Raw genomic sequence first — 20,108 nt, forward strand, 5'->3', positions numbered from 1 at the left:
TCAGCGTGCTTCCAACGCTTTGTCTTCATTGGCGCGCTTGATCACGTAATGGCGGATGTTGTCCGCATCCTCGGGCTTGAGCGCCGATTTGAACGAGACCATGCCGTTGTGCTGGAGCGCGCCGTCGATCACGATCGAGCGGATGGCTTCCGGCGCATTGAGCGCAGCCGAGTGGCGCAGATCGGGGTTTACGCCCCCAGCCACCGCGGCATCGCCATGGCAGACGTTGCAGTAACGGCCGAACAGATCGCCACCTGCCGCCACTTGTGCAGGCGTGCCGGTCAGTGCCGGGGGATCCAGCACGAGTTTGGCCATCGGCGGGGCTGCAGGCAGAGTGTTCTTTGCACCGAGCTTGAACACCACGAGACGGCTGATGTTGCGCTGCTGCTTCGCCTTGTGCGCGAGAACGCCGGTGGCCACGTCCCAGACGCCGCCCCAGCCGACCAGCACTGCAACGTACTGTTCGCCACCGATCGAATAGGTCATCGGCGCAGCGATCACGCCCGACTGCACCGGGAACGACCAGAGCTGCTTGCCCTTGTCGGCGGTGTATGCGGCAAAGTTACCTTCGGCGTTGCCCTGGAACACCAGATTGCCAGCAGTCGACAGGATGCCGCCATTCCACGGGCTGGTCATGCTGACCCGCCAGGCTTCCTTCTTCGCCACCGGATCCCACGCGATCAGTGCGCCGGTCGTCGCCTTGAGCGCACCATCACGCGCGGCCTTGTCCGCCGGCATGGAGACGTTGAAGCCGTCGAGCGCGGTCTGGAATCCGATATCGGTCGGCTTCCAGTCCTTCGCCGCAAGATAAGGATAAGCAGCTAGGTTGGCCGGGATGTAGAGAAGACCGGTCTTCGGGCTGAAGCTTTGCGGCTGCCACGAGTGCGCGCCGGCTGCGCCGGGAAGCGAGATGAACGGCTTGCCGGTCTTCTCGTACAGCGCCTCCGGGTTGATCGTTGGACGACCGGTGGCGGGGTCCATCGCCGTAGCCCAGTTGACCGGAGCATAAGCCGTTGCCGAGATAAACTGTCCGGTCTTGGCGTCCAGAATGTAGACATGGCCGTTCTTCGGCGCGTGGAGTGCGACGTGGCGCTTCTGGCCATCGATCATCAGATCGGCCAGCGTGATCTGCGCGTTGGAATCGAAGTCCCAGCGGTCTTCCGGCGTTTCCTGATAGTGCCAGGCGTATTCGCCCGTATCGGCATTCACCGCGACGATCGACGAGGTATAGAGCGTATCGCCCTCGCGTCCGGTGGGCGCAGGGTTCCACGGCTCGGCATTGCCTGTGCCAAAGAGGACGAGGTTGGTGGTCGGATCATAGGTAATCGAATCCCACACGGTGCCGCCACCGCCGAGCTTCCACCATTCGCCGGCCCAGGTCTTGGCGGCGTTTTCCATCGCCTTGTTCTCGAAGCCGTCCGCCGGATTGCCGGGGACCGTGTGGAACTTCCAGACCTCGTTGCCGGTCTTCACGTCGTAAGCCGCGATATAGCCGCGCGCCTTGTATTCGGAGCCGCCGCTGCCGAGCAGGATCTTGCCCTTCACCACGCGCGGCGCGCCGGTGATGCTGTAATCCTGCTGGTTGGGCACGACGACCTTCGACCACAGCACCTTGCCGGTCTTCTGGTCGAGCGCGACGAGACGCCCGTCGAGCGTGCCGACGAACAGGCTGTCACCATAGAGTGCGACCCCGCGATTGACCGCATCGCAGCAGGCGCGGATCAGGGTCTCGCGCGGAACTTCAGGGTCATAGGACCATAGAAGTGCGCCGGTCTTGGCGTCGAAGGCCTTCACCATCGACCACGCGGTGGAAACGAAAAGCTTCCCGTCGTGCATCAGCGGCGTGGCTTCCTGACCGCGTGCCGTTTCCATATCGTGGAACCAGGCGAGGCCAAGCTGGCCTACATTGCCGTCATTTACCTGCGCAAGGGGAGAAAATCGCTGTTCGCCGTAGTCGCGGCCATAGCTCAACCATTCGCCCTCAGGTGCCTGTGCGATCAGCGCATCGGTAACGCCCGATGCGGCAACCGCGACTTCGGCCCCGCCGTCGCTCTTGATGTTGCACGCTGCCAGAGGCAGCAACGCGGCAAATAACGGCAACATTTTCAACCGCATAACCTTAACCTTCTCCCAACTGTCCACTTTCCGGCGGATCAGTTCACCATTCGCTGTGAATCACCCCAATACTTCGTGCGGAGCGCTTTCTTGTCCATCTTGCCTGCTGCGGTCCGAGGAATCGAGTCTACAAATTCAACTGACTTGGGAGCCTTGACCCCGCCCAGGCGCTGCTTGGTGTAGGCGATGATCTCTGCGTCGGATATACCCTCTGCCACCACAACCGCATGGACCTGTTCGCCCCACTTCTCATGCGGGATACCGAACACGCACGCTTCTCGCACTTGCGCCAGTTCGGTGACGGCGGCTTCGACCTCGGCGGTGAAGACATTGAAGCCGCCCGAGACGACCATGTCCTTCTTGCGGTCGACGATGTAGAGGTAGCCTTCCTCGTCGAACTTGCCGACATCGCCGGTGTGATGCCAGCCGAACTTGCGGATTTCAGCGGTTTCCTCGGGCTTCTCGAAGTAGGAATGCGTCACCAGCGCGCCGCGCACGCAAATCTCGCCAGCCTCGCCCAGCGGCACCTGGTTGCCGTCGTCGTCAAGCAGGGCTACCTTGATCGAGCGGGTCGGCTTGCCGCAGGATGCGAGCTTCTCGGGCGCTTCATAAGCAAAGCGCGCAACGTCCTCGGGCGGAAACCACGCCACGATCATCGGGCATTCGACCTGGCCATAGGACTGACACATCGCCGGGCCGAAGATTTCGACCGCCTGACGAAGCTTTTCGGGGCTGCAGGGCGAGCCGACGAGGATGAAAATCCGCAAGGACGAGTAATCGTGATTGCCGATCTCGGGCGAGGCCAACAGCTGGTACATCGCCGTTGGCGGCAGGTACATGTGCGTGACCTTGTAGTCCGCGATCGCTTTGAGCACGTCCTCGGCATCGAAGCCGGGCAGGATCATCTGCGTCGCGCCAAGGCTCATCGTCGAAAGCGCGATCGGACCGGCCGCATGGGTGATCGGCGCGGAAACCAGCGCTACCGGCGCATCCGTGCGTCCACCCATGCCATCGGCAGCAGTCTCGATCATCGTGCCCCAGCCGAGATTGGTGACATTCGCGCCCTTGGACGGACCGGTCGTTCCGCCGGTAGGGAAGATGCCGACCATGTCCATCAGATTGCCGAAGGCATCGATCTCGGGCTCGACGAAGTCTGCTTCGGTGACTCCGGCGATGAACTCCTCGAGGCTCGGGTCATCGCCGATCCGCTTGTCGAGGCACACGAAGTGCTGGAGCGTGGGGCACAGTGCCTTGAGCTGTTCGACCTCGTCGACCTTGGACGAGTGGTAGACCATCCACTTGAGGCGAACGTAATTGATGTAGGCCGCGTTGGCATCGATCGCATTGCGCGTGTTGACCGGCACCCACTTGCCATTGGCGCGCCACATCGCAAGCAGGGCGACCAGCAGCATGCCGTCGTTCGGGCCATAGAGGCCGAGCAGGTCCTGGTTCTCGAAGCCACCCTTCTGCAGCGCGGCGGCGATCCGTTCGGACAGCGCCTTCGTCTCGGCAAAGGTCAGCTTCAGGCCCGTTTCGGTATCGACGATCGCGAGACGCTGCGGGTTGCGGTCGTGACCGCGGTCAAAATAGTCGATGGCGCGCATTGGTTATCCCCAACGGTTGATTTCTGGCCCCGGAGCAAAAGCGCGGAGCGGTTCGGAAACGGTAGCGCGGGCAAGTGCCGCGACGACGGAAGGACGGGCGGCAACACGGTCGAGCCAGGAATTCGTGCTTGCGGCACCGGCAAAGGCATCGGGACGAAGCAGGCGCATTCCCGCAAGCCACGAGAAGGTCACGAGGTCCGCAATGGAGAACGGGCCCATCAGCCATTCGCGACCGTCTGCAAGCTTTGCCTCGCAGCGATCGACGGCGGCATGAACCTTGGCCTCGCTGTCGGCGATCTGCGCGGCATCGATCACATCGTCATGCAGCGCAATCCAGCGCGCGCGCAGGTCATCGGACGCGATGCGCGAGGTCAATGCGGAAAAGGCATCGGCAGGGATTGCCGCAATCGCCGCCTGCGATCCTGCCAGATTGCCAAGCAGCGCCGCAGCGGGCGACAGGCGCTCGGTGATCTGGCGGCACCACATCATCATTTCCCAGTGGGCATAGGCATCGCTCGGCTGAAGACCCGCCCCGCCCGCTGCTTCGTCCATGTACTGAGCGAGAAAGACGGATTCGGTCATGGCCTCGCCATCGATCACCAGTACAGGTCCCTCGCCTTCGACGCCGAGATCGAGCGCGACGGAATCGGACAGGCCGGGAAGCGAATGGCGCTCACCCGCCAACAGGTCGATCGGACGGCATTCCATGGCCAGGCCGGTTTCCTCCAGCGCGGCCAGTACGGTAAGCGAGGCGCCGTTGGGCTGCCCGTGATACAGGATCGTGCTCATCCCTCGATCTCCGCCATGATCAGGCCATAGCGGCTGGCGAGGTCGGTCTTGCCCATCGCCCAAGTCCTTTTGACCGCGTCGCGTGCGTAGACGCGCTTGAGCCAGCGCATGATGTTCGGCGTCTTGTCCTTGCCGGCCAGATCGGGCTGCGACAGCGGCAACGAATAGGTGCTGTTGAAGATGTTGATGTCGGCCAGGGTATACTGTTCAGAGCCAACATAGGGCCGCTTGCCCAGTTCCTCTTCCAGCTTGGCGATGCCAAGGCCGACGCGACGACGGCTTTCGGCCATCTCGCTTTCCGAGAAATCGCCGTTGATCGCCTTGCGCCACGCGGTGCGGCGCTCGGGCAGCGGGATGCGGTCGATAGCTGCGGACAATTCCTCCGGATCGCGCTGGCGCACCATCGGCCCGACAAACACGCTCCAGCCGATCATCGAGAAGCTGGGCCCGAGCCACTGGTCCATGAACTTCATCCACCAGCGCACGCGCCAGCGGTCCTGCGGATCTGTGGGCATGAGATCGGGTCCGGCAAAGCGCTCGTTCACGTATTCCATGATCGCGGTGCTTTCGGTCAGCACGTGTCCGTTATGTGTCATCGCGGGAATCGTGCCTTGCGGATTGATCGCGAGGTATTCGGGCTTGTGCTGATCGAACTGCAGCATGTCGGTATAGCGGCTGGTGAAGGGGATGCCCTTCTCCATCAGCGCAAGCATGGGCTTGCCCGAGTTTGCATTCGGCTCCCAGTGATAGAGGGTTACCTCGTCCATCCGATCGTTGCCTCTCTCCCGATTCCGGTCGTGCCGAAATTTGTTAGTGTTACATACTAAATCAGCGGGAGCGCGGGTCAAGCCCGCATACCTGACAATATGTTGCTCGTGTGCTTGCAGGACTTGGGTTGGCGGCGCACCCGGCGCTTGATCGGTGTTTCACTCAGTGAAACGCACCGGCACGTAAAAAAGGGCACGTCCCCGCGAGGAAACGTGCCCCTTTCCATAAAGCAAGACCACGCGGACTAGCGCGAAGCCATTGACCAGCGGAAGAGGTGCGTGCGGCCCGAGAGTGGGGCGGCCGCGCGCATTTCGTCCGAAAGGCGCAGACCCTGCTCTTCCAGGACCCCCCGCAAGGCTGTCCAGTCGCTCCATCGCGTGAGCCCCGTCACGCGCCGTGGATTGCCGAGCGCGCGCCAGGCCTTTTCGGTGCCAGCAGCAAGATCAAGCTGTCGAAGGCCGGCCTGCGTGGCAGCGAAGGCCACGGATTCGGGAATGCGGCTGTCGAAGATGACCAGCGGCAGGGCCTGTGCAGACATCGCTACGGTCGGCATGGCGACCGCCGTGCCCGCCATCGCCCCGCCCTTGAGCATCGAGCGTCGGGAAAACCGCATCATCCGGCCTTTCCGAGGTACTTCGCCACGGCTTCCAGCTCTGCCTCCGTAATGTCGACCTTGGTCTGCTGCGGCATGGCGCCCTTGCCGATGCGCACCACGGACTTGACGTAGTCTGCCGTCAGGTCTTCGCGATTGGCGAGCAGGCCCTTGTCGGGCGTGTTGCCCGCCATGACCTGTTGCTTGGTCAGCAAGTTGGTGCCCATGCCGCCATTCAGGTGGCAATATCCGCAGTGGACCTCGAACAGCACCTTGCCATCGCCACCGGCCTTGAGCCGGTCACCCTCGGGTGCGACCGGTCGCATCTGGTAGGGCGGCGGCGGGCCTGGGGGCGGCCCCATCGGACCCGGAGGCGCGGCCAGCACGGCAGTTGCGGCAAGGCCTATACCGGCGACGAGCAGGAGCGTTGCGCGGTTCATGCCTTGTTGCTCCTTCCGCGCGCGTCGGCATAGGCAGCGGGCCAGATGCCCTGCTTGCCCGGTGCGATGATCCCGTTGGGATCGAGCGCGTTCTTCACTTTCTCGCCGAAGCGACGCAGCGCGTGGTTGTTGAAGTCGAACGTCTCCATCACCGGGTCCATCCAGCCCAGATGCGTGCGGTATTCGGCGTAACCGGCCTTCGCCGTCTCGACGATCAGCGCGTCGAACAGCTTGCGCATCTTGACGACCTCTTCGGGGTTGTCGCGATCGTACATCAGCATGTTGACGTTGTTGGCAAAGCGCCCGCCGATGGTGAAGCTGGCGTAGAAATCGACGTCGAAGTCGGCGATGATCTTGCGGCTGCGATGCATCTGGTCGAGCACAGCCTTGCCCGTGGCAGGGACAACGGGCGAGAAGCCCATGTGCGCCCCGCGACCGCCGATCCAGTCCGACATCTGCAGCGGAACCGCAGACGGAATGCCCATCGTGGTGTCCACCCCATGGATATAGTCGCCCGGATGCCACCAGTTCTCCGCCGGAGCGGCGTCGAGATGGCGCCTCATCGCCGCCTTGACCACTTCGGCCTTGGCCTTGACCACGCCCTCCTCGCCATAGAGCCGCAGCGCAACCTGCCAGTAGCCGAGCTTGTACTGCTTGAGCAATTCGTCCACGCGCCAGTCCGGGATAGCCGAAGGCTTGTCCCAGAAATCGCGCCGCTGGCCCTTGAGAACCATCTTGCCAAGCCACGATGGGATGAAGACGTTCTGGTCGATCAGGCCGGAAATCTTGAGCGGCGTCACCGTGTCGATCACCCAGCCGATGTCATCGACCTGCGGGATGTCCCAGACCAGTTCGAGCGAACTTTCGGGTGCAGGCTGCAACCACACGCCGGCCTTGGTCACCACGCCGAGATTGGATTGCGTGAAGGCAAGATCGAACGTGGGGCCGTAGCTCATCGGGAAGAGGTGCCACGACGGATTGTCCTTCATCGCACCCATGCCGGTACGCAAGAGATCGCCGTCGGGGAGCACGGCCTCGATCCCGCACAGGTTGCGGGCGTGGAGGCCATAGGGTGTGTAGCCGATGCCGTGTTCCAGCGCGTTGCCCAGAACCGAGCCCCAGGCGTTGCCAGGGACCGACATCCACAGCGGCGCCTTCTCGCGCTGGATGTGCTCGTAAAGATCGAAGAAGCCGACACCCGGTTCGACCACGCAATAGGCCAGCTTCGTATCGAGTTCGAGGATCCTGTTCATGCGGCCAAGGTCGAGCACGACCGTGCCCGGCAGGCGCGGCGCGGCCGTGCCATAGCCAAGGTTCTTGCCACGCGCGACCGGCCAGAGCGGCGTCTTGTGCTCGTTGGCAAGGCGCACGATCGCGCGCACTTCATCGACGCTGGCAGGCGCGACAGCGGCAGACGCCGGCCATTCCTCGGTCGATCCAGGGGCATAGGTATCGGAATAGGCATCGCGATCGGCGTCGCTGTCCATCACCCATTCCTTGCCGACAACGCCGGCAAAGGCGGTCATTGCCGCCTGGAACTGCTTGGGACTGACGCGCGGGGGCAGGTGCAGCTTCACCGTTCAAACTCTCCCGTCATTCTTGTTTCTAACAATTGTTACTGTTTGTAGCGTTCGTCACCGTCGCGTCAAGCGGTCAGGTCAGCGCGTAGTATTTGACGTAATTTCCGTCGGGCTTGCGCTCGCCCACCCCGATGAAGACGTGGCGGGTCAGCCAGTCGTGCTTGCCCGCGCTCGTCTCGAAGGTCGGCTGGGCGCGCAGATAATATTCGGCGTGCGGCACCGGGTCGCCGCCGGCAAAGGCCCAGGCACGCAACCGGTCCATCGTGCCGGGCTCACGCCCCCACAGAAAACCCTTGTTCTGCATGTAGATCAGCGTGCCGTCATCGACCTCGAGCATGTAGCGCGCGTCGAATACCGCAGTGTCATCCGGGCGGAAGAAGGCGTAGTCGCCGCCCGAATTGGGCACCGCGCGGCCTTTCAGGCGCGGCCCTTCGAACTCGCCCTCGTCGACGTAGACCGCGCTGCGCATCCCGCCCGATGGCAGGTCTGGCACCATCTGCACGCGGGTGAAGCGCAGGCGGCAGGCGAAGGCGAATTCCAGGCGGGGATTGTCGAGCGTGGAGAAGTCCATGGTGTGGCTCAATAGTTCGAGAGAATGGTGAGGCTCGGCCCGTCGAGCGGCTTTCCGGCCTTCTGCTTGGCCAGTTCGTCCGCACGGGTCTTGCCTTGCAGGTCGATAAGATAGGCGTGGATCGCGTCGGCATCGTCCACGCTCAGGATATCGTCCCAGCGCGGCATGCCGTTTGGCGTGAGCAGGCCTTCGAGCACGATCTGGCGGAACGCATCGTGCGTTGCCGGCTGCATCCGACGCAGATCAGGCGTGATCGAGCGCGGCTGGTTGGCGTGACAGATCGCGCAATTGCCGAAGAACAGTCCCTGCCCCCGCGCGATGGTTGCTGCGGTGACGCCAGGGGCTTGTGCAGGTGCCTCCGTCGCAACGTCCAGCGCGGGAAGCAGATCGGGCATTTTCACCTTGCCGCCACCCAGCCTGAACACCAGCAACCGGTTCATGTTGCCCCGTGCATAGGCCGCCGAATAGCGCGGCACGAACGGATAACCGCCTCCGCCCCAACCAGCCAGGACCGCGACATATTGCACGCCCTTGACCGAATAGGTCATCGGCGCGGCCATGATCGGGCTGCCGGTATCGATTTCTTTCAGCAGCCTGCCGGTCTTCGTCTCGCGCACGAAGAGCTTGCCGGTGACGCTGCCATGGATGGTCAGGCCGCTGGCGGTGGTGAGCACCCCGGCACGGTCCTGCCAGCCCGCGGTATCGGCCGCCCACACCGTCTTGCCGGTCAACGGATCGATGGCGCGGATCTGCGTCGTCGCGGGATTGCGCTTGGCCTCTGCAAAGGCTGGAAGCTTGCGGACTGCATCGCCGATTTCGGGCGGCAGCGTCGGCAAGGCCGCTTCGACATCGGGCGTGAAGATCAGCGCCGCATCGTTATTGAGTGCGCGCGCGCGCGCCGGCTTCTGGCCCGGCGTCATGAACATCAGATTGCCCATGTCGAGCACCGCGCCGACGTAGAGCCCGGTTGTCGGATCATAGGACGCCGGATGCCAGTTGCGCGCGCCTGGCGTGCCCGGGAAGATGATCTTGGGCCCGGTGGTATAGTCCGCAACCTCGGGCGCGGGGACCGGGCGTCCAGTTACCGGATCGAGTCCCTTGGTCCAGTTCACGCGCACGATCGGATTGGCGCGCAGCAGCTTTCCGTCGCGCCGGTCGAGGATATAGAGGAAGCCGTTCTTGGGCGCATGGAGCAGCACCGGACGGTCCTCGCCCTCGATCGCCATGTGGGTCAGGATCATCGGCTGGGTGGCCGTGAAATCCCAGTTGTCGCCCGGCGTTTCCTGGAAGTGCCATTTCATGCGCCCGGTTTTGGGATCGAGCGCGACGAGGCTGGCGAGGTAGAGATTGTCCCCACCCGAGGGTGAACGCCTCGACGTGGCATAGGGACCGCCATTGCCGGTGCCGACGAGAACCAGCCCGGTTTCCGGATCGAAATTGATCGCGTCCCACGGGCTCCCGCCGCCGCCGATATCCCAGCGGCTGTTCGGGTCCCAGGTCTTGAGCGCGGCCTCGAGTTCGGGCGTTTCCTGAGGCCCCAGCTTGGGATCGTGCGGCAGCACGTGCCAGCGCCAGCGCAGCTTGCCCGTTTCGAGATCGAGCGCGGTGACATAGCCACGCACATCGTATTCCGCGCCGCCCATGCCGATAACGACGACGTCACCCGCGACTTCGGGCGCCCCGGTCGAATTGTCGCCCTTGGCTCGGTTCTCGATGAAATCGCTCTTCCACACGACCGCGCCCGTCCTCGCATCGAGCGCGTACATCCAGCCGTCGAGCGCGGCGACGAAGACCTTGCCTTGCGCCACGGCCACTCCGCGATTGACCATGTCGCAACAAACCGTGCGGTTAACCTGCATGTCGACCTCGGGCTCGAACCGCCACAGTTCCTTGCCGGTTGCAGCATCGAAGGCATAGGCCCTGCCTGCGATGCCCGAGGTATAGAGCACGCCATCGATGACCACAGGCGTGGCTTCCTGTCCGCGCGTGGTGTCGAGATCGACCGACCAGGCAAGGCCCAGTTGATCGACGTTCGCAGCGTCGATCGCGGTCAGCAGCGAATGATGCGTCTTGCCCGGATCGCCACCGGGGCTGGTCCACTGGCTGCCCGCACCCTGCTGCAGGGGCACCGCCGAGACCGCGCAGGCCGCAAGAGCCAGCGCGCCCACGACCAGCGCGCCGCGCCCTCTCGCAAGACTGTGCACGAACGAGGTCATCACGCGGCGCATCACAGCGAATCCCATGGGGACGGCATGCGGTAGGGCACGGTGATGAAGTTCGCCTCGATCTGCTCGATCATGCCGCGATCGATCTTGAACAGTTCCGAGATATAAAAGCTGTGCGGCCGCAGAACCGGGCTTTTCACCGTGCGGCCATCGGTCAGTTGATATTCGCGCAGGCGACCCGAATGGTCGATGAAGCCGAACGCCAGGACAAGGCCGCGCTCTTCGTCCACCAGCGGGAAGCGCCGCGCGCGCAAGTCGTCGTCGTAGCGGTAGTTGCCCATGCGGAACTGCTCTTCGCAGCCCAGCCCCGAAACGGGCACGATCTTGGCGAATTCGGGATTGCGCGTGGTCTGGACGCCGTTTTCCACGCGGTTGCAATCAGGATGGAACTTCGTGTGGATCGTGCCGTCGTTGCGCTGGAGCGTATCGAAGTAGCCGTCGGACAGGCGCACCATCTCCTCGCGTGAAGCCGGCGCTTCGGGCTCGCGGTTGAGAATCGGCTTGTCCCAGTAGCGGCAGTTCTCGAACTTGATGCCGCTGTCCGACTGGCGAACGATCAGCATCTCGCACTCGGCGATCTGGCCTGATCCATTTACCGCAAGGCGCAGCGTGAACGCCGATTCCTCGATCGGCTCGATCACCGTGCCGAAAAAGCCGACCTGCCCCGTTTTCACATCGGCAAAGCGAAGCTGGTAATCGCCCAGCCGGTCGATCGTCCCCCAGACGCCATCGCCGATTTCCAGCATGACGTTGTTCTCGCTGTGGTGCGCCCCCGGCGCCCAGTCGAGCGACTGCCAGTCACGGGCATTCAATGCGGCCAGAAACCGGTCGAGAACAGCGTAGAGCTCTGCGCGGGTCATCACGTCTCCCAAGGATGAATGAGGCTTTGACGGCCTTCTTGATGCAAGGCATACTCTACCAATTGTTATAAATAAAGGGGAGAGAACGCATGTCCCGCACGGCGCAGGAACAGGCCAATCACGACCTCGTGATCGAGATGTACAACAAGGTGCTGATCGCGATGGATAGCACGGCGGTGGACCGCTACATCGCGCCCGAATATGTCCAGCACTCCTCGCTGGCCGAACCCACGATTGATGCGCTCAAGGCCTTTCTCGATCGCGTGCGCGTCGAATCGCCCGATGCGCGGCAGACCATCCACCGCAGTTTCGTCGATGGCGAACATGTGATCGTCCACACCCATGTCGAACGCTGGCCCGCCGACCCGGGGCTTGCCGTGGTCGATATCTTCCGTTGCGAAAACGGCATGATCGTCGAACACTGGGACGTGATCCAGGATGTGCCGGCACAACCGGTCAACCACAACAGCATGTTTTGAAGGGAGAGAAACGATGCGCCTGCTTGCTACAGCGATTGCCCTGAGCCTGACCGCCACCGCCGCCCATGCGGAGGATTGCAAGCTGACCCCCAAGGAGGTCGTCAGCCAGTTCATGGACGAATTCTACATCCAGAAGAAGGTTCGCTCCTCCTTCGAGAAGTGGGTCGATCCGGGCTATATCCAGCACAATCCCTTCGCGGCCACCGGGCGCGACGCCGCGATTGCCTTCCTTGAACCGTTCGTCGCCAACAACCCGTCGCAGAAGACGACGATCCACCGGATTATCGCCGACGGAAACCTCGTTGCGGTGCATAGCCACGGCTGGAACGAGACGGGCGATGCAGCGGCCAAGCGCGGTTTTGCCGTCGTCGACATCTTCCGGGTCGAGGGCTGCAAGGTGATGGAACACTGGGATGTGCTCTCGCCCGTGCCCGAAACCGCCGCCAATACCAACACGATGTTTTGAAGCGATGCGGTTCGACAACAAGTGCGTCGCGATCCTCGGCGGCAACGCCGGGATCGGCCTTGCCGCCGCGAGGATGTTCGCCGCCGAGGGTGCAAAGATTGCCCTGACGGGGCGCAATGCAGAAACCCTGCGCGACGTTGCCGAGGAACTCGATGCCCTGTGCATCCGCTCCGACATGGGCGACCTCGACCAGACCGCCGCAGCCCTTGCCGAGATCGAGGAAGCGCTTGGCGGGATCGACGTCCTGTTCGTCAACGCGGGCGTCGGCGGTTTCGCGATGGTGCCCGACGTAACGCCCGAATTCTGGGACGGCATCCACAGCGTCAACCTGCGGGGCGCTTTCTTCGCGATCCAGAAGGCCTTGCCCCTGATGCGTGACGGCGGATCGATCGTGATCACCGGCTCGATCGGTTCGATGGCCGCTGTGCCAGGCAATGTCGCCTATGCAGCAGCCAAAGCCGGGCTTCGCGCGATGGCGCGGATCATTGGCAAGGAGCTGCTGCCACGCCGCATCCGCGTCAACATGGTCAGCCCCGGACCGACCGATACCGAAATCTTCAAGCGCGACGCCAGCGACGAGGAAATCCAGGGCATGCGCGACATGCTTTCCTCGGTTGTTCCGATCGGGCGCATGGGGACGTCCGAGGAAATCGCACGGGCCGTGCTGTTCCTTGCCAGCGCGGAGGCGAGCTTCATCAACGGCGTCGATCTGTGCGTCGATGGCGGGTGCATCGAGCTGGGGTGATTGAAGCACTTTCCGACCAATGCGGATCATCGTGATTGGTCGGAAAGTGCTCTACTGCTGCGGCCCTTGGGCGGCTGCACCCGCCAGCGTGGTGCCCGCCTTGTCCGGCAAGGTCCAGATGATCAGGTTCATGACCATGATCCCCGCAAGCGTCAGCATCAGTGCCGGACGTTTGCGCTCGCCCCGCCGCAGCAGGAACACCGCCCCGCCGACAAGGGCGATGGCGGCGAGCATCATCAGGGAAAGCGCAGCGTCGAGCATGGGGGCGGATTAACCCCCAAACAGGCCCTTGGCCATACCCGCAAGGTCATTGATCGGATTTCCGTCGCCATCCTTGTCGAGGAAGCCGGTAACTTTCTTCAGGGCGTCGGGGTGCTGGCCGAGCATAGAGGCAAAGCTGCCGAGTGCGCCTTCGCCGCCGATGTGGCTGACGATCTCCTGAAGCTTCGACGCATCGAGGCCCGAATTGGCGGCGGCCGTCTCGATGGTGTCGCCTTTCGACTGATGGCCGGCGGCAAGCGCGGCAATAGCGCTTTCTGCCTGATCGGGATCGAGGCCGACCTTTGCGGCAAGGTTCTTCACGTCGACGTTGCTGGCGACCTGGCCAAGGATCGAATCGAACAGGCTCATCACTATGTCCCCCTTCAAAGGAAGGGCGAGGATAACACCGACCGGTCAGACTTCCAGCGCATGTATCTCCGCTCTGCGACGCATTCCGTCGCGGCGGACGACGAGGGCGGAGTATTCGGGCACTTCGATCCAGGTGGCAAAGTCCCGGGTGAGCGGTTCGGAGGCGACGATGACGCTGTCGGCCCCTGCTGCACCGCCGGTCAGCTTCCATTCGCCGTCGTGCAAACCGTAGTCGCGGCCGAAGGTGTACCACATCGAAAGAAACTCGGTGGTGCCCTGCAACTGCCCGGCATCGAACCGGCCGAAGTCGAAGGTGAAGCGGACGGCGACAAGATTGACGCCATCGCAGAACATCAGGTTGGCCGAGCTGGACCGGGTTATCCCGTGCCGCGCACGCGCCGCGCGCAGGACAGTGAGCGCTCGGCGAATCGCTGCGAGGATCGCGTCGGGCTCATTCACCACGTGCGGATCGGCGAGCGCCGAGACGACCAGCGCGTATATCCATTCGCTGTCGGTCGATCCCTGGATCTGGCGCGCGAATTCGGGGCGCAGGTGCGGAACGAGATCGAAGCGCATGTCGCGGAAACCGGCAAGATCGCCATTGTGCGCCATGCACAGGGGCACGCCCTCGAAGCGGAAAGGGTGGCAATTCTGCTCGTTGACCTGCACGCCGGAATTGTAGGGCACGCCGCGAATGTGCGCGAGCAGGGCCGAAGGGCGAAGCTTGCCTGCCAGCGCCTTGAGATTGCGGTCGAACAGCGCAACCTGCGTGGTGCGATAACGGAACGGCGCCTCCGGCTGATGGCTACCCTCGTCCCATGCTGCCATGCCGAAGCCTGCCAGATTCAGCATCTGCAGCATCTGCGCCCCGATCGTCTGGTTCAACAACGACGAGTCGGGCGAATAGAGCAGGTCCTCGAGAACCACCGGACGCCCGAGATAGCTGAGGATGCGGCACATCAGGCGGCCTCCCCCGCATGATTGAAGCGGCTGAGCGCGAGCGAGCGCCCGAGATGACGATTGGCCTTGCGCTGGTCCTGCACCAGTTGCCGACCCATCGCAGTGTGGAGCCAGGGCAGCCAGGCTGGCCTTTCGCGCTCGAGCTGCTCCAGCGTTTCGGCGGGCAAGTGCAGCAGCAGCGAATCCTCCGCTGCCGTGACCAGCAGCGGCTGGCCCTGCCCGTCACTGTGGCCGGTCAGCCCGACAAAGCAGCCGGGGCCGAACACAAAGACCTGCTCCTGCATCGCACCACGCACCACGCCGGCGCGCACCGCTCCGCGCAGAACAATGTGCAACCCATCCTGAATGTTGCCAGGGCTCGCGATGGTCGCGCCCGCAGCGGTCGCGCAAAGTTGGCCATGGCCCGATACGGCGGTTGCCCCGGTCAGACGCGAAATGCCCGCACACAACGCGGCAGCATCACCTTTCGCGCGGGCAGGGCCAGGTCCGGCATGAAGCTGGCGCAACGCGCCCGGATCGAACAGCCCTTCGGCCACGATCCGTCCCAGTGTCGCTCGGGTCCGCGATGCGACCAGCCGCCGCAGCGCATGGCCCAACCGGATCGCCCATGGCGATCCATCAGCCAGCAGAGCCAGGAAGCGGGCCCGTGGCAAGGCAAGACCTGCCGCATCTTCCACGGCGCGAACGCGCGCTGAACGCGGCCCATCATCGAGTAGGGCGAACTCGCCCACCATTTCGCCGGGACGGATCGCAGACAGGATCGCATCTTCGTCACCGGGCAACCGGGTCGCGATTTCCAGCGACCCGCGTTCCACCAGGTAAAGCGCGTCAGGCGCATCGCCTTGCCGAAACAGCGTCTCCCCCGCCGGCAGCGCGAATCGCGCTGCATGGCCGACAAGGGCCTGCCATTCGTCTGAATCAAAGCCCGCCAGCTGCGGCGAGTTTCGCAAGACTTCTCCCATCGCCGCTCTCCATGCCGAAGGCTGGCGACCCGTTCTGCCTAGTGCCGTGCATGGCGCTGGCTTGCTTTTCGCGTGGGAAAGACTGCGCCGTGTCGGCGAAAGCGTCAATCGGCTTCGCAGAGCGCCTTCAACTGATCGGCACATGCGCCCCAACCAGCCTCGAAACCCATCTCCGCATGCTGGTTCCTTGCCTCTTCGGTCCAGTGCCGGGCGCGGGCGGTATAGCGTGAGCCTTCGCCATCTGGCTCCACTTCCCAGATGCCGATCATGAAGGGCCCGCTGGGAACCAGATCGCCGGTCACCGCGTCGGTCGCAGCAAAGCGGCGGCCTTCGTCCCAGGCCAGATAGATGCCTTCCTGCGGCATCACCTCGCCTTCCGGACCATGCATGGTCATCGCGCTGCGCCCGCCCGGGCGTCGATCCTGCTCGACGATGGTGATGTACCACGGCTTGGGGCACCACCACTCCTCCTGCCGATTGACCATCACGTCCCAGACCTTCTCGGACGGAGCAGCGATGGTGCGGGTGATCGAAAGCTCATTCATGGCAGGTCCTTTCAGTCGCGATCGGGCGCGCCAAGCGGGAAATAGGCGCGGAAGGGGCGGGCATCCTCGACACAGCGCGCCACGGCAGGAATTTCGAGCAGTTCGGCGCGCAGCGCGGCAAGCAGCGGTCGATGATCACCGATGCGCTCGATCCAGTCAGCATAGAACAGGCTGGGTGCGGCGGCGCAGGTGACGATGCTCACGTGAGGCGGAAGGCGATGTTCGCCCAGCCAGTTTTCCAGCCAGTCGTACGCTTGGCGAAGGCGCGCCTTGCCTGCGGCGATCTCGCTCGCGTCCGGTGTTTCGCGCAAGCCCAGTTCGGGCTTGTCACGATTTACGAAGTGGGCGGACACCACGCGCTGCATGTTGCCCATGACATAATTATCGAACACGCGGTCCATCATCCGCGCAACCACCGCTTCGGCGGGGTCGGCTGGAATAAGCGGCGAAACGCCGGGGTAGTGAACGGCCAGATGCTCGACGATCGAGGTTGCCTCGACCACGACCGTGCCGTCATCCTCCAGCACGGGGATGTGCCCGCCGGGATGGGCCCTTCCCGGAAACTGTGCGCACAAGGGCTTGTCTCCGTCCATGCCGACGAATTCAAACGCCGTGCCGTTGGCATAAAGCGGGATCAGCGCCTTCCATGTATAGGATGAAAATGGATGACCATGGAGCCTGAGCATCACGCCACTCCCCTGGCCGCGGCCTCGATCGCCGCGTGGTCAATCTTGTGCATCGTCATCATCGCCTCGAACACGCGCTTGCGCACGGCAGGATCGGGATCGGCCATGCCCGATGTCAGGACTCGCGGCGTGATCTGCCACGAAAGGCCCCACTTGTCCTTGCACCAGCCACAGGCGCTTTCCTGGCCGCCATTGCCGACGATGGCGTTCCAGTAACGGTCGGTCTCAGCCTGCGTGTCCGTCGCGACCTGAAACGAGAATGCCTCGGTATGGGGAAAGATCGGCCCGCCGTTGAGACCGATGCACTTTGCGCCAAGCACGGTGAATTCGACGGTCAGGACAGTGCCCGCGCTGCCGCCGGGAAAGTCGGCCGGAGCGTTGAACACGGCATCCACGCTGCTGTTCGGGAAGGTCTCGGCATAGAACCGTGCGGCGTCCTCGGCATCGCCATTGTACCACAGGCATAGCGTGAGCGGGGCTATCTTGCTTGCCATGGTCACTCTCCTTTTGGCCCGGTAACACCGAACGAAGCTCCCTGGGGATCGGTCGCCACGACGATCCAGTTGCCGCCCGGCACTTCGTGCGGCCCCATCAGCACCGTGCCACCTGCCTGCTCGATCGCGGCCTTGGCCGCCATGACCGATGCAACGCCGAAATAGATCAGCCACGAAGGCTTACGTGCGGGATCGAGGATCGGCATGATCGCGCCGAGCGTCGTGTCACCGAAATCGATGAACGCATACTCGCCCGCCTCGCCCATCGGCATGGCGTTGTTGAACGCGAAGCCGAAATGCCTGGCATAGAAAGCCTTGGCAGCCGCCGGGTCGCTGGTGGCAAGCTCGTTCCAGCGCGCATGTCCGACGCCATCGGCCTTGAACGCCGAACTGGTGGCGTCGGGCCGGTCCTCGGGCGGTTTCGGACGCATCAGGTAGAAACCCGCCCCTTGCGGATCGGTCATCAACGCGAAGCTGCCCTCGGCAATATCGGTGCGCGGCATGCAAGTCCTGCCCCCGTCAGCCTCGATCGCCGAGAGGCTTGCGTCGATATCGGCGACGGCGAGATAGGGAATCCAGCACGGGCTCGCTCCCCCTTCGATCATCGCAGGCGTGAGCCCCAGCACACCGCCGATCATGGCGCCATCAGCCGCCTCGATCATGCGATAGTCCATGGCCGAGCCGGTCTGCGGAGGATGGATGTTCCATCCCACGACCGACTTGTAGAACGCAGTCGCTGCCGTGGCGTCACTGGTCATCAGTTCGTACCAGCAGAAGGGAACGGGATCGCTCATTGTTCCACTCCCAGCGAAAGGAATGTCGAAAAGCCACCGACGATCATCCGCGCGCCATCGAACGGCATGTCCATCGGCATGTCTTCCTGCGAGAACGCCTGCTTCATCGATTCATTTGCCGCATCGCGCGTCGCCTTGTCGGGCCACTCGGCCCAGCTGAACACGATCGTTTCGTCGGCAGTTGCTTCGGTGGCGCGATAGAAGTCGGTGCGCTTGCCGTGGGAGACGTCGTCCCCCCAGGCCTCCACCACGCGCAAGGCGCCGCGGTCGATCAGCATGGCATCGAACTTGCGCGCCATTTCCGTGTACTTCTCGCGATTGGCAGTGGGCACGGCCAGCACGAATCCGTCGATATAGCTCATGGCATCGTCTCCTCGGGGTGGGTCTTTCCGAACAACATCGCAAAATAACGGCGCAAGTGAGCAAGCTGCTCGCGCGCAAGGCTGGCGCCGTCTTCCTCGGGCTGCGTCTTGGCCAGCACGAAGGCACCCTGAATCACTGCCTGAACATGCCGCGCGAGGCTGGCCCCTGTCGTGCCCGAAACGCCGCACTGTGCAATTGCCGCGTCAAGATCGGCCTCGAGCGCGCGGGCATTGCCCATGATGCTTGCCTCGGCGGCAACGCGAATCGCCGCGCTCGAGCGGAACGCTTCCTGCACCAGCGTTCCCGCCACGCAGCTGAAGCTTTCGACCGGCCCACCGATCAAAGCGATGCGCAAGTCGATATAGGCCAGCGCGCGGTCAACGGGATCGGAAAGCCCATGGAACGGCGCATCGGCAAAGAAGGCGCCGGTGCTGGCTGACCAGTATTCGGCGGCCGCCACGCCGAGCGCCTCCTTGGAGGCGAAGTGATGAAAGAACGCGCCCTTGGTCACACCTGCCGCAGCACAAAGCTGGTCGACCGATGTAGCGGCAAATCCATTGGCGCGAATGAGCCTGACCGCAGCTTCGAGCAGCTTGTCCCGGGCGTTCACCGCAGGCGGGCGAAAAGGGCGATTCGGCAACACATGCAAAACATACCGACCGGTTGGTATGGCGCAAGACCCCGGCGACGAGGCGGGCACCCAGTGCGCCCGCCTGCGCGGGTTGCGTTTTTCGTTACATAGCCAGAATGCGCTGGGCGATCGGGTCTTCCTTTTCCGCCACGGCCTGCCAGGCCGGGCGCGAAACCACGCGAGTGTACCACGCCGCCGTCTTAGGTCGGCCCGAGGCATCCACGCCATGCCCGACATAAGCCAGCGTGCGGAAGATCGAGGCGACAGCGATGTCCGCCACACTGAAATCCTCACCGAGCAGCCAGCCTTCATCCGGCACGACCGATTCGAGCCAGTCGATCCAGCGCGGCAGCTCGGCCTCACCCTGAAGAGCAATTGCCTCGTCGCCCCCGACCTTGAGAAGCTTGGGCCCGACCAGACGATTGAACAGGATCTTGAGCCCGGACGCCGCAAGGACGGTATCGGCAAATTCATCCCAGAACACGGCCTTGCCGCGCAGCCGCGCATCTTCCGGGATCAGGCGCGGTTCGGGATACTGCGCATCGAGATAAACCGCGATGGCTGTCGAATCGGCAAGCTGAAACCCGTCATCGTCCATCGCGGGAATTTTGCCCAGCGGGCTGCAGGCGAGGAATTCCGCATCGGTGCTGCCCGGGCCGCCCCGCGCCATCTCGTAGGCAATGCCCTTCTCGGCAAGGATAACCGCCACCTTGCGGACGAAGGGCGAAAGCAGCGCACCGTAGAGCTTCATCGAAAATCTCCCATTCTATCAGACAGGTCCCCTCAAACCTTATTGCAGCGCAAGGCCT

The 20,108-nt window shown here is 63.5% G+C and carries 24 protein-coding genes; 3 read left to right on the forward strand and 21 right to left on the reverse strand.

Annotated elements, in window-relative coordinates:
- From AC2A04_RS06350 to AC2A04_RS06395, 10 genes are all read right to left on the reverse strand, one after another.
- Positions 1-2,103 (reverse strand): PQQ-dependent dehydrogenase, methanol/ethanol family, encoded by a 2,103-nt coding sequence (locus tag AC2A04_RS06350; protein WP_484211444.1) that lies wholly within the window; start codon positions 2,101-2,103, stop codon positions 1-3.
- Positions 2,104-2,153: 50 nt separating this feature from the next.
- Positions 2,154-3,719, reverse strand: a complete 1,566-nt coding sequence (locus AC2A04_RS06355) for a class I adenylate-forming enzyme family protein (RefSeq protein WP_484211445.1) — start codon at positions 3,717-3,719, stop codon at positions 2,154-2,156.
- Positions 3,720-3,722: 3 nt separating this feature from the next.
- Entirely contained in the window at positions 3,723-4,508 is a 786-nt protein-coding gene (locus tag AC2A04_RS06360; protein WP_484211446.1) for a glutathione S-transferase family protein, read from the reverse strand.
- Positions 4,505-5,275 carry a glutathione S-transferase family protein gene (locus tag AC2A04_RS06365; protein WP_484211447.1) on the reverse strand — a complete coding sequence of 257 codons (771 nt, stop codon included), beginning with the start codon at positions 5,273-5,275 and terminating at the stop codon, positions 4,505-4,507. The genes AC2A04_RS06360 and AC2A04_RS06365 overlap by 4 nt, the downstream gene beginning before the upstream one ends.
- A gap of 245 nt (positions 5,276-5,520) precedes the next feature.
- A complete protein-coding gene (locus AC2A04_RS06370) occupies positions 5,521-5,889 on the reverse strand; it encodes a twin-arginine translocation signal domain-containing protein (protein WP_484211448.1) in 369 nt (122 codons plus the stop codon).
- Positions 5,889-6,308 carry a c-type cytochrome gene (locus tag AC2A04_RS06375; protein ID WP_484211449.1) on the reverse strand — a complete coding sequence of 140 codons (420 nt, stop codon included), beginning with the start codon at positions 6,306-6,308 and terminating at the stop codon, positions 5,889-5,891. The genes AC2A04_RS06370 and AC2A04_RS06375 overlap by 1 nt, the downstream gene beginning before the upstream one ends.
- Complete coding sequence (locus AC2A04_RS06380) at positions 6,305-7,885, reverse strand: FAD-binding oxidoreductase (RefSeq protein ID WP_484211450.1); 1,581 nt, start codon at positions 7,883-7,885, stop codon at positions 6,305-6,307. Before AC2A04_RS06380 ends, AC2A04_RS06375 begins: the two co-directional genes overlap by 4 nt.
- 76 nt (positions 7,886-7,961) lie before the next feature.
- A complete protein-coding gene (locus tag AC2A04_RS06385; protein WP_484211451.1) occupies positions 7,962-8,459 on the reverse strand; it encodes a DUF3237 domain-containing protein in 498 nt (165 codons plus the stop codon).
- 8 nt (positions 8,460-8,467) lie between these two features.
- Positions 8,468-10,687, reverse strand: coding sequence for a PQQ-dependent dehydrogenase, methanol/ethanol family (locus AC2A04_RS06390; RefSeq protein WP_484211452.1), 2,220 nt, complete (start codon positions 10,685-10,687; stop codon positions 8,468-8,470).
- A complete protein-coding gene (locus AC2A04_RS06395; protein WP_484211453.1) occupies positions 10,687-11,544 on the reverse strand; it encodes a DUF8021 domain-containing protein in 858 nt (285 codons plus the stop codon). Before AC2A04_RS06395 ends, AC2A04_RS06390 begins: the two co-directional genes overlap by 1 nt.
- Before the next feature lie 89 nt (positions 11,545-11,633).
- Here AC2A04_RS06395 and AC2A04_RS06400 point away from each other — a divergent pair, with 89 nt between their 5' ends.
- The 3 genes from AC2A04_RS06400 to AC2A04_RS06410 are packed head-to-tail and all read left to right on the forward strand — an operon-like array spanning position 11,634 to position 13,234.
- Positions 11,634-12,023, forward strand: coding sequence for a nuclear transport factor 2 family protein (locus tag AC2A04_RS06400; protein ID WP_484211454.1), 390 nt, complete (start codon positions 11,634-11,636; stop codon positions 12,021-12,023).
- A 13-nt stretch (positions 12,024-12,036) separates the two neighbouring features.
- A complete protein-coding gene (locus AC2A04_RS06405; protein ID WP_484211455.1) occupies positions 12,037-12,489 on the forward strand; it encodes a nuclear transport factor 2 family protein in 453 nt (150 codons plus the stop codon).
- Positions 12,490-12,493: 4 nt separating this feature from the next.
- Positions 12,494-13,234, forward strand: coding sequence for an SDR family oxidoreductase (locus AC2A04_RS06410; protein WP_484211456.1), 741 nt, complete (start codon positions 12,494-12,496; stop codon positions 13,232-13,234).
- A gap of 51 nt (positions 13,235-13,285) precedes the next feature.
- Here the strand turns inward: AC2A04_RS06410 and AC2A04_RS06415 are convergent, their stop codons facing one another.
- The 11 genes from AC2A04_RS06415 to AC2A04_RS06465 form a co-directional block, all read right to left on the reverse strand.
- Positions 13,286-13,495: a hypothetical protein gene (locus tag AC2A04_RS06415; protein ID WP_484211457.1), complete on the reverse strand. Its 210-nt coding sequence runs from the start codon at positions 13,493-13,495 to the stop codon at positions 13,286-13,288.
- Between the two features lie 9 nt (positions 13,496-13,504).
- Positions 13,505-13,864: a hypothetical protein gene (locus tag AC2A04_RS06420; RefSeq protein ID WP_484211458.1), complete on the reverse strand. Its 360-nt coding sequence runs from the start codon at positions 13,862-13,864 to the stop codon at positions 13,505-13,507.
- Between the two features lie 45 nt (positions 13,865-13,909).
- Positions 13,910-14,824 (reverse strand): class II glutamine amidotransferase, encoded by a 915-nt coding sequence (locus tag AC2A04_RS06425; RefSeq protein ID WP_484211459.1) that lies wholly within the window; start codon positions 14,822-14,824, stop codon positions 13,910-13,912.
- Positions 14,824-15,786, reverse strand: coding sequence for a Crp/Fnr family transcriptional regulator (locus AC2A04_RS06430; RefSeq protein WP_484211460.1), 963 nt, complete (start codon positions 15,784-15,786; stop codon positions 14,824-14,826). Before AC2A04_RS06430 ends, AC2A04_RS06425 begins: the two co-directional genes overlap by 1 nt.
- A 104-nt stretch (positions 15,787-15,890) precedes the next feature.
- Positions 15,891-16,331 carry an SRPBCC family protein gene (locus AC2A04_RS06435; protein ID WP_484211461.1) on the reverse strand — a complete coding sequence of 147 codons (441 nt, stop codon included), beginning with the start codon at positions 16,329-16,331 and terminating at the stop codon, positions 15,891-15,893.
- 11 nt (positions 16,332-16,342) lie between these two features.
- Positions 16,343-17,017 (reverse strand): glutathione S-transferase family protein, encoded by a 675-nt coding sequence (locus tag AC2A04_RS06440; protein ID WP_484211462.1) that lies wholly within the window; start codon positions 17,015-17,017, stop codon positions 16,343-16,345.
- Positions 17,017-17,511: a VOC family protein gene (locus AC2A04_RS06445; RefSeq protein WP_484211463.1), complete on the reverse strand. Its 495-nt coding sequence runs from the start codon at positions 17,509-17,511 to the stop codon at positions 17,017-17,019. The genes AC2A04_RS06440 and AC2A04_RS06445 overlap by 1 nt, the downstream gene beginning before the upstream one ends.
- Positions 17,512-17,513: 2 nt before the next feature.
- Positions 17,514-18,305, reverse strand: a complete 792-nt coding sequence (locus tag AC2A04_RS06450) for a VOC family protein (protein WP_484211464.1) — start codon at positions 18,303-18,305, stop codon at positions 17,514-17,516.
- Positions 18,302-18,667, reverse strand: coding sequence for a DUF1428 domain-containing protein (locus AC2A04_RS06455; RefSeq protein ID WP_484211465.1), 366 nt, complete (start codon positions 18,665-18,667; stop codon positions 18,302-18,304). Before AC2A04_RS06455 ends, AC2A04_RS06450 begins: the two co-directional genes overlap by 4 nt.
- On the reverse strand, positions 18,664-19,278 hold the full coding sequence (locus AC2A04_RS06460) for a TetR family transcriptional regulator (protein WP_484211466.1): 615 nt from the start codon (positions 19,276-19,278) through the stop codon (positions 18,664-18,666). The genes AC2A04_RS06455 and AC2A04_RS06460 overlap by 4 nt, the downstream gene beginning before the upstream one ends.
- Positions 19,279-19,402: 124 nt before the next feature.
- Positions 19,403-20,050, reverse strand: coding sequence for a glutathione S-transferase family protein (locus tag AC2A04_RS06465; RefSeq protein WP_484211467.1), 648 nt, complete (start codon positions 20,048-20,050; stop codon positions 19,403-19,405).
- Positions 20,051-20,108 lie beyond the last annotated feature (58 nt).

The organism is Novosphingobium sp. HNCC26DJ243, from assembly GCF_057180545.1.